Genomic DNA, 17,256 nt, shown 5'->3' with positions numbered 1-17,256 from the left:
CGCTGCGCTGATTTCGCCAGACCCCGAGATTCGGCGTCGCTTCTCCCGGTTGAAAGCAAGGCCATCGGCGAATAACCTCCAGCACGACTCCACCTCTTGTGACGTACAGCTAGCTCGAGACCTGCGTCACATGCTTGCACTCTCAAAAAAATTTAAGTCAGCACCATGCCCGGACGATAGGATGGTCTGGAGTTCGATTGGGTCGCAAGCCTTGTAGAGCGCTCACAAGGATCTTGCTGGTAGTTGCGCACTCGAGATCTGAAGGCGAATCCATGTTCAAGGGCCTGACAGTAGCCAACCGCTTGGCGATCGGAATGGGAGTTGTCATCGCGCTCGGCGTCGGCATCGTGGCCTATGCAGCCATGACCCTGAACAACCTGAACACAGGGATCGATGAGTTAGCTCACAACCGCATGGTCAAGCTCGCTCAGTTCAATGATCTGAAGGACAACTTCCAGACCATCGGCCGATACGCACGAAACATCGTCATCAACAGCGATCCTGCCTTCGTCGAGGGCGAGAAAAAGAAGATCGCTGAGCTGCGTGCCAAGAACAGCGAGATCCTTGCCAAGCTGGACAAATCGATCACAGTCCCGAAAGCGCGGGAGCTGTACAAGACAATCACTGAGAAACGCGGCACTTACAACGCAGCCATTGATCGCGCCATTGAAATGGCTGTCAAGGGCGAAAAAACAGAAGCTGGCGCCTACCTAATTGGTGAGGTTCGCGCCCTCCAGGACGTTGTTTTCAAAGCCACCGATGACTCGGCCGACCTGCAACAGGAGCTGGCCGACAAGCTTGCCAAGAGCAGCACTGAAAAAGCGTCGTTTGGCGTGAAACTCATGTCTGGCTTGGCCCTCTTGATGGCTGCGATCGGACTGAGCGCCGGCTATTTGCTCACTCGAAGCCTGCGTAAAGCGCTGGGCGCGGAGCCGGCGGCCCTGAGCGATGCCGTGGCCCGGGTGGCGGATGGTGATTTGAGCCAGACGCTACATGTCGACCAAGGGGATCTATCGAGCGTGCTGGCCAGTGTTGTTCGCATGCAAGCGAACCTTTCTGCGGTGGTATCCAACGTTCGTTCCAACTCAGAAAGCGTCGCGACAGCCAGCGCTGAAATCGCCATGGGCAACCACGACCTGAGTCAGCGAACGGAAGAGCAGGCCAGCGCCCTTGAGCAGACTGCAGCCACCATGGAACAGCTGAACACCACGGTGCGTAACAACGCTGACAGCGCCAAACAGGCCAACCAGCTGGCACAAGGCGCCTCAGAGGTGGCAGCGCAAGGCGGCGATGTGGTCGGCAAAGTGGTCGACACAATGCAAGGCATCAGCGAGAGCAGCAGAAAGATCAATGACATCATCGGAGTGATCGACGGCATCGCCTTCCAGACCAACATCCTGGCCCTGAACGCAGCCGTCGAAGCTGCCCGGGCTGGAGAGCAAGGCCGAGGTTTCGCCGTGGTCGCCTCGGAAGTTCGCAGCCTGGCTCAGCGCAGTGCTGAAGCCGCCAAAGAAATCAAGAACTTGATTGGTCGCAGCGTAGAACAGGTCGAACGCGGCACCGTCCTGGTCGACCAGGCAGGCAAGACCATGGGCGAGATCGTAGGGTCCATCCAGCGCGTAAGCGACATCGTGGCTGAAATCACCACGTCCAGCGTTGAACAGAGCTCGGGCATCTCGCAAGTCGGAGAGGCAGTCAGTCAAATGGACCAAGTCACCCAGCAGAACGCGGCACTCGTCGAAGAAAGTGCGGCCGCAGCTGAAAGCCTGAAGATCCAGGCGAAGCAGCTTGTTGAAGCGGTCGCCGTGTTCAAACTGCCTCATCAAACTGCGCACTCTTCGATGGCCACTTGACTGCACAAGAGGCCTACATAAAAGGCTTCACACGATTCGGCCTGCTGTATCTTAGGATTCTCAGTGCGAGGGGATCACCTTGCCCTAACCGTACGCCACGGAGAGTTGGTGCAAAGCGTCGGTAGATGTCGCCACTTCTCGCTTTCGTGTTGGTGTGGAGTCAGGGCAACTGTGCTGCCGGCCCGCATTGCCGTGAAGCCAAAGTCGAACCCTTGCTTCGTATCAAGTGGCAATGACACCGTTTCGCTCTTTTCTGCTGCTGTGCCTGAGCGTTTGGCGCAGCATGGAGACACCTGTGACAGGTGTTTGAGGCCGCGCTCGCTCAAGCCGCGAAACGAGACAGCCCCAGATCGGACTGAGGCCGACCTAGCCCGCCAATCGGAGGCACCGCACCGGGTGCTGCCCTTTGAATCGCTGAACTCGACGGCACAACGTCTCGAAGCAGTCTTTCAATGACGGATCTCAAACGCCGCCTAGGCCGGCATGCGGTGAGAGTCACGGCCCCGCGCTCCTCAATACGTGGGTACCGCCGGCCTTTTCTAATGCCGCCTGGTTTGCTGGCAACCTGTCACTGCCAAACTCAAGCGCCGATCACCTCACTCCACGACTTCACCATGTGGTCGCTCTGGACTCCGACCTCAGGGAGGTCAGAATCTTTGAGGGTCGTGCAGCAAAGCAGGTTCAGCCAGAGTGGCGAGCCCAAATCGGAGACGACCCGCCCGAGGGTACTTCGCCATGTACCCGGCAGCGGCATCCACCTACCGTTTGCCATGTTCATGATGAAACACGGGAGCTTGTCGTCACCAGCTAGATTGACATCCGGAGAGAACCCGCCCTTTCCTTCCAGGGGGGCGATCGGGGTGTAGCCCTTCAAGCTGGATGCGAGCTGCTTGTCTGTCATGTAAGGATCGGATTTGAGCGCCTTGATGACCGCAGCGGCGACCTGAGCAGACAGCGGCGTACCGTAGTTGCCACGGTATTGCACAGTCTGACCGTCAGCCAACTCGAAAGAGCTGTAGTCCTTGAGCCCACCATGGCACAGCAGGATGATGTTCATTTGGACTCCCCCTTCAAAATGACGCCGATGGACTCAACAAACTTCTGAAGCTGTTGGTCGTAGAACGCCTTCACGAACTGCAAAAGCTTGTCGGCCATGTAGTCGACCATCTGATCACCCATCTTGGCCTGCATCTTGATCATCAACTCCTTGTCCGCCACGAACTGGTAGGTGTCGTAGGCGGAGTCGAGCGCAGTCTTCTCGAAGCCACCGCACAGCGTCTTCACCACTGTCTTCTTTAGGTTCATCGCGTACTTGATGACGCGCACAGAAATCTCGGTCTCGTTGTAAGCCGTGATCACACCGAAGTAGTTGAAGTGCTGCTCAGTGCCCTCGTAGCTGGCCAAGTTGCCTCCGCTCTTGCGCAGAGCGCCAATAACGGCATCTTTGAGGCCAGCGACGTTCTTGATGTTGACGATGCTCTCAACAACATCCGGATCCGCGTTGAGCGAAAACTCATCCTTCTTGTAGGTGTTGCTCTGGGTGTCCTTGAACGTGAAGAACGGGAAAGGGAACTCCACATAAGCCTTCAACCAGGCGTTCATGGACTTCAAAGCAACATCGGGTGCGATGCCGGCCGCCGTGGCTGCATCAGTCAAGGTCTTCTGCACCATGTTTTGGCACACCGCCATCACCATCGAGCAGGCCTTGTAGTCTGCCTCCGTCATGGTGCCGTTCTGGTTCACGGTCACTGGGTCCGGAATACTCATTGGCCCCGCCGGAACCTGGTCATCTTTCCCGAAATCCGCAGATGCTGGCGGATCCGCAGCAAGCAGTCCGCGCTGCAAATGGCGTCGTTCCATTGCCTCGACAAGGAACGGAAGATCTTCCTTCGTGAATCCAAGGTCCGACATCGCATACCTCTTGACGTGATGGTTGGGTACCGTAGGCTAGTCAAGTTCCGTACGCGGCACATCCGTCAGCGATAGGAAAGAGTGCGTCTATAAAATTAGTTAGCACTATCCAGCTCGCGCAGCGAATGCAAGGTTGCGCCTGAGGGCAGCCATGCAGCCAGTCCTCAGGCCACTTCTGCGCGCCTTAGCTCATAGGGCGAACGGCAGATGTCCTCAGGGTCTTCTTCAGCGCTACGAATCCTGCCCGCGCGCGCAGCACTCAAATGCAGCTCACGCAGTTCGGGGCTGGCAGCAATCCTGCGCTGAGCCTCTCGAATGGCTGGGGCAAATTCCGGACTGACTCTCAATTTGAATTCAAGAAAGGCGTCATGCCGCTCTGGAAACACCTTCCACCAGTTCAAGATGCTGGCGGGGTCGTTCAAGCTGACGATCATCTGCAACTCCTCGTTCTCTGTCGGGTACTGGGCTGGATAAGCTGCCGGCCTGCATATACTGTATGCCCATACAGTTGTTTCGCACAAGTCCTATGCCTCCGTCCGAACCATGGGAAGACCCTGGCGAAGTCCATCCACGGCCCACATCTCCCTCACAGAACACGCAGGGCATGCCTGTGCACGCCCTCCCCCCATCTGTCGAGGCAGCGCTTTGGCGTGGGAGCCAGTTGGGTGGGTCCGTCAATACGGTACTGAGCACTGGTTTCGCTTCTCTGGATGCAGTCTTGCCGGGCGGCGGCTGGCCATGCGGTGCGCTGACTGAAGTTCTGGTCAGCCAGTTCTCGATCGTGGAGTTCCGACTCCTGTCTTCCGTGGTGTCCAGGCTGACCCAGAAAGGGCGAACTGTCGCCCTTGTTGGTCCAAGTCTGGCTCCGCATCCTCCTGGATTGCGACACGATGGAGTCGATGAGCGCCACTTGGTTTGGATCAATGTAGATTCCCCAAGGGATCGACTCTGGGCCACCGAGCAGTTGGTTAAATCCGGCTCCTGCGGCGCGGTCATTGCCTGGCTCCCTCTGGTACGAGCCGAACAGATCCGCCGTCTACAGGTCCTGGCAGGCCTGAGCAAAGGCCCTGTTTTTCTGTGCCGCCCAGTCACTGCAGCCCGAGACTCATCCGCCGCCCCTCTGCGATTGCAGGCACGAGTTCAAACCGACTGGCAAATTGCAGTGGAGGTCCTGAAACGCAAGGGGCCTGCACTCGAAGAACCTTTGCAACTGCTGTCCATGCCGGGAGGCCTCGGCGCCATCATGACCCCGCGCCTGCGCTACCCCAGCCGCCTTGTTCCCCAGAACCCCGCCCATCATGCTGTGGACAGCCTTGCTGCTGCCGCCGTGCGCGAGCGCCCCAACCCCGAACCCGCCCTCTTCTGACGCGCTTCGAGCCGTGGCGATCTGGGGCCTGCAATTTGCACCTCGCGTTGCCATCTCCGAAGACGCTGTCTTGATCGAGGTGGAGGCCAGCACTCGCCTGTTCGGAGGACGTCGAGCACTGCGCGACCGTGTCGTTTCGGAAGCCAAGGAACTCGGCGTGCGCCAAGTCGCCTGGGCCACCAACAGCATGGCCGCCCATGCCCTGGCCCGGTGTGGCATCGAGAACGGTTTCAGAAAGCCGCTGCCAGAACTGCTGGACTGTCTTCCAATGGAAAGCCTGAGCGCCGCCCGTCCGCACATGGTGACGCTGGCTCAAATCGGCTGCCGCACCCTTGGTGATGTGCGCGCCCTGCCCAGAGGCGGGCTGAGCCGCCGCTTTGACAAACAGCTCCTGCTCGCCCTAGACCAGGCTTATGGCCATGCGCCCGAAGTCCACGTCTGGCAAACCTTGCCCGAAGTTTTCTGCGCGCGTCTGGAGTTGGGTTTTCGGGTTGAGCATGCCCCAGCATTGCTGCAGGGAGCCAGAAAGCTGCTGCTTCAAATGTGCGGATGGTTGGCGGCTCGACACGCCGGCGTGACAGCCTTCACTTTGCGATGGTGGCATGACGCCATGAGATCCAGGGCCGCAGGTGAAGGTGGATGCCCGCGCATCGGCACCGCCGAGCCCAGCCGCAACATCGAGCACCTGTGCCGCTTGCTGGCTGAGCATCTGAGCAAGGTGGAACTGCTGGCGCCAGTGGGTGACCTAGAGATGTCGGCTGACACTGTCCACGATGTGGCCGGCAGCAACACTTCACTCTTGCCCGACTCGGACGAGGATGGTGAAGCGCTGGGCTTGGTACTGGAACGCATGGCGGCCAGGCTGGGTCCTGATGCGGTGCGGCGTTGCCTGACCCGCGCAGACCACCGGCAAGAATGGATGAGCCACTGGCAGCCCGCAGCAGCCCCCATGCCACGCAAATCAGCAGCCAGCACCGACCTTCCGCAGCCAACCTGGGTCTTGCCGGAACCCCTCAAATTGGCGGTTCGCAAGAACCGACCGGTGTACCAAGGCGAGCTGCAACTGCTGGCGGGTCCGCAGTGCATCGAGGAAGGCTGGTGGGATCGCGATGAGCCGGCCGGTCAGCTGCGCCATGTGGTCAGAGACTACTGGCTGGCAGAGTCCAAGCACGCCGGCTTGCTGTGGATCTACCAAGCCCGTCAGGACGATGGATCGGCGTGGTACCTGCACGGCACCTTTGGTTGACGAGGTGCCACGATGATTCCTGACTATGCAGAGCTGCGGTGTCTGTCCAACTTCTCTTTCCTGCGTGGCGCCAGCAAGCCCGAAGAGCTGGTCGCGCGTGCCAGAAAGCTGGGCTACCGAGCCATTGCCATCGCGGACGAATGCAGCATGGCCGGCGTGGTGCGCGCCCATGCCGCCGCCAAAGAGGCGGGAATCCAGCTGCTCGTAGGGAGCCAGTTTCAGGTCGACGCTGACACACCGTTCAGCTTTGTGGTGCTGGCGACCAATCGCAACGGCTACGGCAACTTGTGTGAATTCATCACCCACCTGCGTCGTCGGTCCGAGAAAGGCACCTACGAACTGGACCTGGCGGAAATCGACAGCAAGACCCTGGCAGATTGCGTCGTCATCGCGGTGCCCGATCGCTGCTGCAGTCAGGCGCAAATGGAGGTCATCGCGCGCTGGCTGCTCATGCACTGGACCGGTTGCTGCTGGCTGGGCTACGAACAATTGCGACGGCTGGACGACGAAGTGCAGCTGTACAAACTGAGGCAGTGCAGCGAGCAGACCGCCGTGCCCATCGTCGCCGTAGGCGATGTGCATATGCATGTGCGCTCGCGAAAGCCGCTTCAAGACTTGTTGACGGCCACCCGCCTTCGCCTGCCCTTGGCCGACTGTGGCCTGAAGTTGAGTCAGAACGCGGAGCGACACCTGCGCACCCGGCGCCGCATTGCGGAGCGCTGCCCCGCGGAGCTGATGGAAGAAACTCTGCAGGTGGCCAAGCGATGCCAGTTCAGCTTGGATGAGCTGAAGTACCAATACCCCAGCGAGGTGGTTCCTGCGGGAGAGACACCAGCCAGCTATCTGAGACGCATCGTCTATGAAGGCGCGGGCCGACGTTGGCCTCGTGGCATTCCCGCGAAGGCGCAGGAGCAAGTCGAACACGAGCTGGCACTGATCGCCGAGTTGAAATACGAGCACTACTTCCTGACGGTCTACGACATCGTCGCATTTGCACGCTCCAAGGGCATCTTGTGCCAAGGCCGAGGTTCAGCCGCCAACAGTGTGGTCTGCTATTGCGCCGGCATCACCGAAATTGACCCGCTGCGAAGTTCCATGCTGTTCGAACGTTTCATCAGCAAGGAACGAGGCGAGCCACCTGACATCGACGTGGACTTTGAGCACGAAAGGCGCGAAGAGGTCATCCAATACCTCTACGCCAAGTACGGCCGCGACCGTGCCGCGCTCACCGCTGTGGTGACCAGCTACCGCCCGCGCAGTACGCTGCGTGATGTCGGGAAAGCTCTGGGATTCTCGGACGCCACCCTGGACCTGCTTAGCAAAGGGAATGGACACTGGGAGCTCAACATCAGCGATGAATTGCTGGCGGAAGCAGGCTTGAACAAGGACAGCCTGGCCGTGCGCCAGCTGCTGGACCTAAGCCAACAACTCCTTGGATTTCCGCGGCACCTCAGCCAGCATCCAGGAGGCTTTGTTCTGACCAGCGATCGCTTGTCCCGCATCGTCCCCATCGAGAACGCGGCCATGGAAGACCGTACCGTGATCCAGTGGGACAAAGACGATCTGGACCTGATGGGCTTGCTCAAAGTCGATGTGCTGGCCTTAGGCATGCTGACCGCGCTGCACAAAGCCCTGGACCTGATTGGTCTGCGCAAAGGCTATGTGTTCGAGATGCAGGACATTCCCTCCGAGGACGCTGCGACCTACGACATGATCTGTAAGGCCGACACGGTCGGCGTCTTCCAGATTGAAAGCCGTGCACAGATGAGCATGCTGCCGCGGCATCAGCCACGCTGCTTCTACGACCTGGTGGTGCAGGTGGCCATCGTTCGCCCCGGCCCCATCCAGGGTGGATCCGTCCACCCCTACCTGGACAGGCGCCAGGGCCGCGTGCCGGTGACCTATCCCAGCCCGCAGATCGAACAGGCTTTGGGCCGCACCCTTGGCATCCCCCTGTTTCAGGAACAGTGCATGCAGCTGGCCATTCTGTGCGCCGGATTCACACCGGGAGAAGCTGATGGCCTGCGCCGCGCCATGGCGGCTTGGCGGCGCACAGGCAGCCTGGACAAGTACGAGCCACGCATCATTGGCGGCATGCTGGAGCGGGGCTACACCGAGGCCTTCGCCCGCAACGTCTTCGAGCAAATGAAGGGCTTCTCGTCCTATGGTTTCCCTGAGAGCCATGCCGCCAGCTTTGCTCTCTTGGTCTACGCCTCCTGCTGGGTCAAACGCCACCATCCGGCGGAGTTTCTGGCGGCCATGCTCAACTCACAACCCCTGGGCTTCTATACCCCAAGCCAGCTGGTCCAAGACGCCCGCCGAGCAGGCGTGAAAGTCGGACCGGTTGACGTGCTCCACAGCGACTGGAACTGCACATTGGAAGATCTGGATCATCAGCCCTCCGTGCGACTGGGCTTGCGGCTGGTCCAAGGCTTGAAGCAAGAGTCTGCGGAGCGAGTATCCAAGGCACGTATTGAGACCTACTTTGAGAGCTCAGAAGAGCTTGCCCAGCTGGCAGAACTCGAACAACACGAAATGCGACAACTCGCTGCAGCAGATGCACTGCGCAGCCTCAGTGGACACCGACGCCAGCAAGTCTGGGATGCTGCAGCACTCCGCCGCCCGCCCAAACTGCTGCGACAGGCCCGAGTGGACGAGGACACACTGGAACTCGCGCCAGCAGCCGAAGGCGAAGTGGTGCTCTGGGACTTCCGCGCCCTGGGACTGACTCTGCGGAGTCACCCTCTGGAACTTCTGAGAGCCAAGCTCAACGAGCGCAAGTTTTCAACCGCGAAGGACTTGTCGAACCTGCGCGACGGCGCCATCGCTCACTACTGCGGCATTGTCACCCTGCGTCAACAACCGGGAACCGCAAAAGGTGTCGTCTTCGTCAGCCTGGAAGACGAAACCGGCAATGTCCAGGTCATCGTGTGGCCGAGCGTCAAAGAGAAACAGCGCAAGGAAGTCTTGCGCTCCCGCCTGATGGCCGTTCACGGCACCTGGCAGCGTCAAGGTGACGCCTGCAGCCTGATCGCTGGCCGTCTTGAGGACTTGACGATCCTCTTGGGCGACCTTGAAACCTGCAGTCGGGACTTTCATTGACTGCAAAGCGAACTACAAAACTGCTCGATCCTGTCTGATGAACCAACTGCCAGATGCGTTCCCCTGGTACTTCGGGGAGACCGACCGAGACAGCAGCCTCATCATGGTTTCGTCGTGGACTCAACCTCGTCCCGTAAGGCAGATCACGATAGACGAATGGGCAGCTGTAAGGCTGAAACGGCTTGCATCAAGAGCAAGGCCCAATGATTCAGGCCTTCCGCCGATGCAGCCGCCTTTTCAAACACAGCAACATTCGGCTGTGTCATTTGATCCAACTGCAAAACAGATGCTTCAACCGGCTCGAGTCCAGGACTCCGATCAGCCGTAGCTACACCGATGTCGCTCATGAGTTGATGAAATCGTGTTACCGGGTCGACAACTTAAGTTGTCAGCGCCCCCCTCAGCCAACATGGCAGGCGAAATGCACACCGCACGCCAAATGCGTTTCGAGGAGTGACTTTCAGCAAGCGGATCAGAAAACGAACGACGGCTTCAGGATCCGAGGAAGTTGGGACGACTCGTACGCCCAGGTGACCCATACCGGCCAGAGGTCAGGTCAGAGAATGGCGCGAACAGCCAGGGACCGTTGCTGACGATCTGGTAGCTGCAACGCAATGAAGTGCCTCGCCGGCGGAGTGTCAGTACCCGAGGGTGGAGACCGCCGACATCGATGTCATGGACACCCAGGTCTTCCTTGATCTCGAAGTCCGCTGGGTCAAATCCGGTACGAAAGATGAGTGCCTGCAAGGACTGCTTTGGGTCATCGCGATTCACCGTGAACTGCTCGGCCATGCCTTCGCTCCTCGCATCGTCAGTACTGCACGCTCTAGTTGAGCGATGCTCAATGACGCGCAGATGTCACTCATCGGATCAGCCCGCAAACAAAGCGTGCGGAGCGCCGATTGCGTGAAAAAATTTCCGGACAAACGTGTCGAATCAGCCAACAAGGCTGTCCGGCGACAACCTCGAACTCAGCAGCTTGGATGGAGTTGATGAATTCGCCACCCTCGCAGCATGCCCTGACATGAAACCCAGAGATTCCCAACCAGAGTCGACACAACTTTCATGGGGCGACTCTGGTCACAACAGCATCCATGGGCACCAGCTACAGTAGCAGCAGAGGGAAAAGTACCAAGGCAAGCAAGGTAGTCAGCGACATTGACCATGTACCCACTCAAACAAATCAGGTCTCCTCAAGTCACAAGAAAGCCGTTCGCAGCTCGGTTTCAACGCTTGTTTTCTCGTGGCGCAACAAGGGCATATCGCTTCGCTGGTTTTCTCGCCACGCCTCCCATCGTTCGCCCGACCGAGCTCCCCCCTCAAGCTGTCTGGCGAGAAATCTCCGGTCTCTTTGAGGGCTGCGGTGTTCGATTGCCGACATTTATCGGAAAGGCCCCCGAGGTTGCGACCATCCAAACAGTGGCGAGAGCGCTTGGGCTCGAAATCACTCGCAGATGGGTGTACCTCACCTACGACTGCTGGGGGCGTCAGATTGACTTTGTCTACGGAGTTGGCTGTTGTGATGGCCAAATGTTTGGGCCGATAGAAGCCGACGGACCGTCTGAGGCGGAAGTGGCCTTCACAGCCATCATGGCCAAGCTGGGTTTGAGCCCGGAGCAAGCGATGCAGTTTCCAGCGTTCGAACGAGGTTTCTGGAGCGAACCCTGAACGAGTACCCTTCTAGCTGTGACGCGTGAGCCGCGGTTCTGGATCAGAGTCGAGCTCAGATTTTCGACGCCTCCTTTCTAAATCGAATGGTCGAGCCAGGCACTACCCCCGCGTCAAGTAGGGACAGTTCGAAGTCCGACCTCCGATGGGTTTCCACTGCGGTGGGTCCAGGGTCAACTTCAAAGCCCCACTTCTTATCGAGTCCTAAGTATTGGGCGACCTGAGCAACACTCTTTTTGCCTGCAACGTACATGGGCAACCGTGTAGTCTCTGCGCCGAGATGTATCTCAACAAGAAAACGCAGGGCCTCGCAATTCAAAACCTCAGAGGGGTCGAGCTTGCCCGACTCGATGGCTTGCCAGGCTGCGATGCTCCGGTCAAAGGATCTGCCAGCTGCTGTGTCGTGAATGATCACGTGGAGTGGCAACAGATCGCTACGACCGAGAGCGTACTGGCGAATGCCGCGCAACATTTCAATCAAGGAAAAGACACGCGGCCAGCGCCCCTTTGAAGTGCTCGCGCTCAAGATCATGAGCGATACCACCTTTGCACCATTGGTAGCGGCAAAACTCAAAGCGCGTGCCGTGGTGTCCGCTATTTGGCGAAGGTCACGTCCAGCCCGGCCATTGACTGTGCTTTTTCGGGCAATCGCGTAGAGAACGTTTCTGCCGTCCACCCGGTGCAAGTCTTCATGATCCGACACAGCAACCGTAGGCCCGTGCAGTGAAGTTGGAACATCTCCACTGACAAGCAGCTTTCCAGAGCTCAATCGACTACCCCCCGAACGACCCGCGCTGCCAACGATCCAGTGGTTTTCGCTATCCGTGGGCGGTATGGCAGACGGCTCAAGGTCGACGCTCACAGACTCATTCAAGGAACTTCGAACCCAGAATCTGCGCCCCCCCTTGGGTGGCACATTCAAAGCTGCTGCGAGCTCTTGAAGACAAGGCGCAAAGCCGCTGTACTTCTTGCCGCCCTTGTCGCTGTAAGTGACGGCCACAATATTCAAACGTGTGTGCAAAAACCAGGGAGTGTCCAGAGCCAAATCGGACTCATTGATCAAGGCGCAGTGAGCATGCTGGTGAACGCCAAGGCGAACGATGGACTCCCCGAAAAGGCCCTTGAAGTACTCTTCGCTCAAACCCGAGCCCACGAAGAAAAATGATCGCGAGCGGAACAACTCAGCGAAGGAGCTGCGAAAGGCGGCGTTCTCAAAAGTAGCGCGCCGATATTGCTCAAAGCCCAGCACGATTTCTTTCTGAAGATCAGCACCGTGCATGCTTTGGCCCAAAAAACCCTGAAGGGCCCAAAGCAGCGGCCGATATGGCTGATTCAACGACTGAAGTACCGTGTGGCTGTCATCCGCACCTCGGCCAAGGGCAACCATCCTGTCGCCATCGTGCTTTCTTTTGCCGTCGTGGTGCATGACGTTGAAAGCATCGAGGAACAATCGGTCGTAGTTGGTCGAAAGAACAAGTGGCCACCATACCGAAGCGAGTGCAGCAGTCGCCGCTGGCGTAGCGGCGTGGTCGCACTCGGTACCTGGCAAGCACTTCGCCATCAAGTTGCCTAGCGAGAGTCCGCGCGCCTTGGCCTGCCAAACCACACGCTCGGAGGCAAGGATAAGGTGCTGGTCGGTCGGATTCTCGGGGAGCTTGAGATCCTTGACGTCCGCCTCCGCCGCGAGAGCCTTGACCAAGCTCAACCACCCACGCATGCGGGGTGCACTGAGCCCTGCACCTACAAACGGCACCAACAGGCCACGACGATAGCCCGCCCTAAGGTGATCGATGCCTTCACTGAGCGACAACACTTCGAAAGGTTGAGGCATAGGGTGACTCCATGGGCGACCACTCCTGCGGTGGCGAGCGGCCACACATCCATTTTCCACGGAGCTCTACTTAACCTGCAGCCTATGGCAGCGCACCCGCCGGAACATCCTCAGAGGTACTGAAGATCCCTTCCAATTGCGAATTCAGATCGGCTGCTTCAGATGTGTTCCGAGTTGTTCCATGACAGCCGAAAGGAAGTTGGCAAAGTGCTCGAGGGCTGGGGCCAAGCATCGCGCGATGCTCCGCGCACGATCATCTGTCGTTCAGCTGCGCTCATGTCAATAAATGCGAATCATTAGCATTACAATCCTTTGTTGACGAACCGTCGTCAACCGTTTCTAGGTCAGCCGCCGCCAGCCAAAATCAACCCATTCGCGTCAGCACTTGCTGGCGCGTCGTTGTGGCGAAAAAGCGCCTTACCTCCCAATGAACACAGTCCCCACTCGGGCCCGCATTCGGACCCTTCTCCGCCTTGGCGTAATCGCCTGTGCACACAGCACTCCGCAAACGTTCGCGGCCAGCCAAGCCTCCACAGAACCGGCGACCCAGGCCATTGCACCTCGCACTGAAACGGCGACACAAGAAGCGGAACCGACTCAAACGGCCAAGAAGGCAAAAGCCCCCGCAGCCCTCACAGACTTGCCCATCGTCCGCCTGCGTGTGAAGCCCACATCCGAGGACCAGGGGGTGCGCACTTTCGATGCAGACAGACTCCGCAAAACACCGATGATCGGCAACGACATCAACAGCGTTTTGAGACTGAGCCCCCGTGTCCAGGTCAGCAACACACAAGACAACTCATTGACCCAAGGGGAAATCGCTCCGGCAGAGCTGTCGATCAACGGAGCCAAGCCGTACCAGAACCTCTTCCTTCTTGACGGACTGAGCCTGAACAACGACCTCGATCCAGCTGCCAAGGATCCCGCGCATTACGCCGACGTTCCAGGAGCGTCACTGGGCATGCCGATCGACAAAGAGCTGGTGTGCGACGTTGAGGTGCTCGATAGCAATATCAGGGCCGAATACGGAGGCTTTCAGGGCGGAGTTGTGAAGGCCGAGCTCTGTGATGCGCGCCGCAGCCTGGGTGGGCGCGTCACATGGAAGGTTGCGCGCAGTGGATGGACGAACATCTATGTCGATCCCGCGCGAGCAGACGCCCTGGCTCAGTCCAATTCTGAAACTCTCCAGCCGCGCTGGAACAAGCAGTTCTGGACCTTCAGTGGCGAAGCGCGCCCCACCCGCACCTTGGGTGTTGTGATGCAGGCGTCGATTGCGCGCTCAGAAATCCCGCTGAAAGGTTTTGCCAGCAGCCAAACGCCCGGCGACCCAACGCTGAGCAACAAAACACAGCTAAGGCAACAACAAGATGCCATGGCCAAAATCAGTTGGCGCGCCACTGATCAAACCAACACATGGCTGACATTGCGTCACCAGCCCTTGGATGACCGCTACTTCAACATCAACGGTCGGGACACTGAGTTTGACATTCGTGGTGGCGGCACCCTGGTGGCCGCTGGGGCCACGACCAATCTCGAGTCCTGGACTGTTCGGCAAGAACTGAGTTGGAGTGACATGCAGAACTCGCGACGTGGCGTCGTGCCTTACATGCGTGTCTGGTCGTGGTCGGCAGCCGACAAGAACTGGGGCGACGGCTCTCGTGGAACAACCGCTATCAGCACCGAAGGCGCCTGGGGCAATGTTGACACCACCCAGCAGACGAAAAGCTACTCCCTGCGGGCAGCAGCCAAACGAGCAATTCCGGCATGGGGCTGGGACCATCTGCTTCGTGGCGGCCTGCAGCTTTCCCAGCGGGAAGCAGATTACAGCCGTCCCAATGATCACCTTGTGTACCTGGGCACGACTGCCTACCGTGTCGCGACCAACACTTGCACCTCGCCTTTGGGTGTCGTGGACACCGAAAACTGCTCACTCGCTCGCTCAAATCGCTTTCCCAACAGCGGGCAGTTCTGGCGCTTCCGCGACAACTACCAGGCCGGCAGCTTCCACGTTGAAGCTGGGCAATACGGGCTGTGGCTTGAGGACCGAGCGACACGAGGCTCACTGACACTCACGGCGGGACTGCGCGCAGATCGAGACGAACTCGCTGGTCAAGCGACCTTGGCTCCACGCCTCTCGGGTCAGTGGCAGCTGGATGACCAGAAGCACAGCGTGCTTGAGTTTGGACTGAACCGCTACTACGGCCGCAGCTTTTTCAACGCAGCACTCCGGGAAAAGCGCGAGACCTTGAAAGTTACACAAACTCGACGCGCCAGCGACTGGGCTTGGGTGGACAGTGAGCGCAGTCTCCCCACGAACAGCCTCGCAGAAATGGAAGTCCCCTACGACGACGAGGCTGTCTTAGGCCTGCGTCAGCGTTTGGGACAGCATCTGGGTGGCACCCTCAAATGGGTCCACCGTGAATCGCGGGACCAGCTCGTGCGTGTGCGACTGCGAGACACCAGTGGCACCTTCTCCAACAACCAGTACTTCCGTTACGAGAACAGCGGTCGAGGCTCTGCAGATGTTGTGTCGCTAGAGCTTATGGGGACCCTGGCTCATGACTGGCTCGGTGCGCGCCACGGACTGGAATTCGGCACTGGCTGGACGCGGACCCGAAGCAACCACGTGGACTACGAGGCACTGCTGGCTGAGGGCGATGCGGACAGAGACATTGTCTTCAAGGGCCAAGTGATCAGATACAGCCAACTGCCTGCCGACAACTTCAACCGCCCTTTGATGGCGAACCTCAGCTTGGTCAGCGACTGGCTGGCACAAGGTATCAGCTTGTCACAGTCTTTCCGTTGGACCGGCGGATACCGACGTGTCGCCAACACCGGCAAGACCGAAACACGAGGCACCGATGTGCTCGACGTTTTCTCGGAAACCCCTTTCCCGAGCGCCTACAGCTGGGACATCTCTCTGCGTTGGCGGCCGAACTGGGGCTTCCAACGCCCCTTCATGCAACTCACAGTGAGCAACCTGACCAACAAGCGCAACATCATCAGCATCAGCAGCACCGGTATCGTGAACTATGAAACCGGCCGCAGCGCAACCGTACAGATGGGCTATGAGTTCTAACCTCAACTGGCGACGTGCCATGCTGGCGCTCACGAGCATGTTTGCTCTGGGCTGCACCAGCATCTCCGTGCAAGCCCAGACTACAGGGCCGGCCAACCCGACTTCCACCATGGACTGCGGCGCTGACGCAGCATGCCTCAGGCGCGCCTACGCGGGCCCGAGCAGCACCTGGCCGCGCCCCACGGTCGACAAAGGGGTTCACTGGCAAGAGCTCGGTCCACGGCCTGTGCTGCCTGCTCAAGGACCGCAACTTGCTGCACTTGGAGAAAAGCTCTTCCACGACCTTCGTCTGAGCAAAAACCAAGACATCAGCTGCGCAAGTTGCCATACCCCCCATCTTGGGTTCGCCGACGGACGGCGACTCGCCGTCGGACATGAAGGTAAGGCGGGCACTCGACACACGCCAGGTCTATGGGGCGTGGCCTTCGTCAAAAACCTGATGTGGGATGGCCGAGCAGGGCAACTAGAAACACAGGCCTTGCTGCCCCTGCTACACCCAAGTGAAATGGCGGCCGATCTTCCAACACTGCTGGAGCGGCTGAATCGGCACACCGACTACCCAGAGCGATTTGCCAAGGTTTTCAAAGGCCAAAGCAGCGTCACGCCATCAAAACTCGGCACCGCGCTGGCAAGCTACCAGCGCACTCTGGAAGCACCGCGGAGCCGCTTTGACGACTTTATCGAAGGTCGAAGAGATGCGTTGAACGATCAGGAATTGCGGGGCCTGCACCTTTTCCGCACCCAAGCGCGCTGCATGAATTGTCACAGTGGCCCGCAAATGACTCAGCAGGAATTCCACCAAATTGGAATGAGCCAGCTCCGACGTCGAGGGGAGGACGTCGGTCGAATGGCCGTGACTGCCAAAGCCGAGGACGAAGGCGCAATGCGCACACCCAGCCTGCGAGGGATCGCAAGGACTGCACCCTACATGCACAACGGCATCATGCCCTCCTTGCGAGGAGTTATAGAACTCTACAACGCAGGCATCCCTCAGCCCCGCTCATCAGCCACGGCGATACCTCCGCCGTCCCCGCTGATACAGCCCCTGCGCCTGAAGATTGAGGACATTCAGGCCCTTGAGGCGTTCCTGGCTGTTTTGTAAGAAACCCAGGCAAGAGAACGCTGACTGAACTCCTGCAGACGCTAGCGAATTCCGATTCCTTCAGCCTGCCAACTACTGCCACAACTGAACACAGGCTT

At 58.9% G+C, this 17,256-nt stretch carries 12 protein-coding genes and 1 pseudogene; 8 read left to right on the top strand and 5 right to left on the bottom strand.

Annotated features, from left to right (window positions below; translation table 11 throughout):
- The first annotated feature begins 272 nt into the window (after positions 1–272).
- Positions 273–1,853, top strand: coding sequence for a methyl-accepting chemotaxis protein (locus tag OOB33_RS15215; protein WP_271009297.1), 1,581 nt, complete (start codon positions 273–275; stop codon positions 1,851–1,853).
- Between the two features lie 580 nt (positions 1,854–2,433).
- Here OOB33_RS15215 and OOB33_RS15210 read toward each other — a convergent pair.
- The 3 genes from OOB33_RS15210 to OOB33_RS15200 form a co-directional block, all read right to left on the bottom strand.
- Entirely contained in the window at positions 2,434–2,910 is a 477-nt protein-coding gene (locus OOB33_RS15210; RefSeq protein ID WP_271009296.1) for a hypothetical protein, read from the bottom strand.
- On the bottom strand, positions 2,907–3,764 hold the full coding sequence (locus tag OOB33_RS15205) for a hypothetical protein (protein WP_271009295.1): 858 nt from the start codon (positions 3,762–3,764) through the stop codon (positions 2,907–2,909). The genes OOB33_RS15210 and OOB33_RS15205 overlap by 4 nt, the downstream gene beginning before the upstream one ends.
- Before the next feature lie 164 nt (positions 3,765–3,928).
- Entirely contained in the window at positions 3,929–4,198 is a 270-nt protein-coding gene (locus OOB33_RS15200; protein ID WP_271009294.1) for a hypothetical protein, read from the bottom strand.
- Positions 4,199–4,260: 62 nt separating this feature from the next.
- Here OOB33_RS15200 and imuA point away from each other — a divergent pair.
- The 4 genes and pseudogenes from imuA to OOB33_RS15185 form a co-directional block, all read left to right on the top strand.
- Positions 4,261–4,938, top strand: a pseudogene (gene imuA / locus OOB33_RS24580) (translesion DNA synthesis-associated protein ImuA); the annotation flags it as partial.
- 45 nt (positions 4,939–4,983) lie between these two features.
- Positions 4,984–5,130: a hypothetical protein gene (locus OOB33_RS15195; RefSeq protein WP_271010095.1), complete on the top strand. Its 147-nt coding sequence runs from the start codon at positions 4,984–4,986 to the stop codon at positions 5,128–5,130.
- The gene (locus OOB33_RS15190; protein WP_271009293.1) at positions 5,063–6,376 is read left to right on the top strand and encodes a Y-family DNA polymerase; all 1,314 of its coding nucleotides are present in this window, start codon (positions 5,063–5,065) and stop codon (positions 6,374–6,376) included. The genes OOB33_RS15195 and OOB33_RS15190 overlap by 68 nt, the downstream gene beginning before the upstream one ends.
- Before the next feature lie 12 nt (positions 6,377–6,388).
- Positions 6,389–9,478 carry an error-prone DNA polymerase gene (locus OOB33_RS15185; protein WP_271009292.1) on the top strand — a complete coding sequence of 1,030 codons (3,090 nt, stop codon included), beginning with the start codon at positions 6,389–6,391 and terminating at the stop codon, positions 9,476–9,478.
- 143 nt (positions 9,479–9,621) lie between these two features.
- On the opposite strand, the gene OOB33_RS15180 is transcribed toward OOB33_RS15185, so the two are convergent.
- Entirely contained in the window at positions 9,622–9,825 is a 204-nt protein-coding gene (locus tag OOB33_RS15180; RefSeq protein WP_271009291.1) for a hypothetical protein, read from the bottom strand.
- A gap of 328 nt (positions 9,826–10,153) precedes the next feature.
- On the opposite strand from OOB33_RS15180, the gene OOB33_RS15175 reads away from it, so the two are divergent.
- Positions 10,154–10,312, top strand: coding sequence for a hypothetical protein (locus OOB33_RS15175; RefSeq protein ID WP_271009290.1), 159 nt, complete (start codon positions 10,154–10,156; stop codon positions 10,310–10,312).
- Between the two features lie 889 nt (positions 10,313–11,201).
- Here OOB33_RS15175 and OOB33_RS15170 read toward each other — a convergent pair.
- On the bottom strand, positions 11,202–12,977 hold the full coding sequence (locus tag OOB33_RS15170; RefSeq protein WP_271009289.1) for an SIR2 family protein: 1,776 nt from the start codon (positions 12,975–12,977) through the stop codon (positions 11,202–11,204).
- 640 nt (positions 12,978–13,617) lie between these two features.
- Between OOB33_RS15170 and OOB33_RS15165 the strand changes: the two genes are divergently transcribed.
- Positions 13,618–16,056, top strand: coding sequence for a TonB-dependent receptor plug domain-containing protein (locus tag OOB33_RS15165; protein ID WP_271009288.1), 2,439 nt, complete (start codon positions 13,618–13,620; stop codon positions 16,054–16,056).
- Complete coding sequence (locus OOB33_RS15160; RefSeq protein WP_333780333.1) at positions 16,010–17,158, top strand: cytochrome-c peroxidase; 1,149 nt, start codon at positions 16,010–16,012, stop codon at positions 17,156–17,158. The genes OOB33_RS15165 and OOB33_RS15160 overlap by 47 nt, the downstream gene beginning before the upstream one ends.
- Positions 17,159–17,256: the final 98 nt, after the last annotated feature.

Source organism: Paucibacter sp. B51, assembly GCF_027863535.1.
Taxonomy (GTDB): domain Bacteria; phylum Pseudomonadota; class Gammaproteobacteria; order Burkholderiales; family Burkholderiaceae_C; genus Paucibacter_A; species Paucibacter_A aquatilis.
This window is presented reverse-complemented; position numbering and strand designations above follow the sequence as displayed.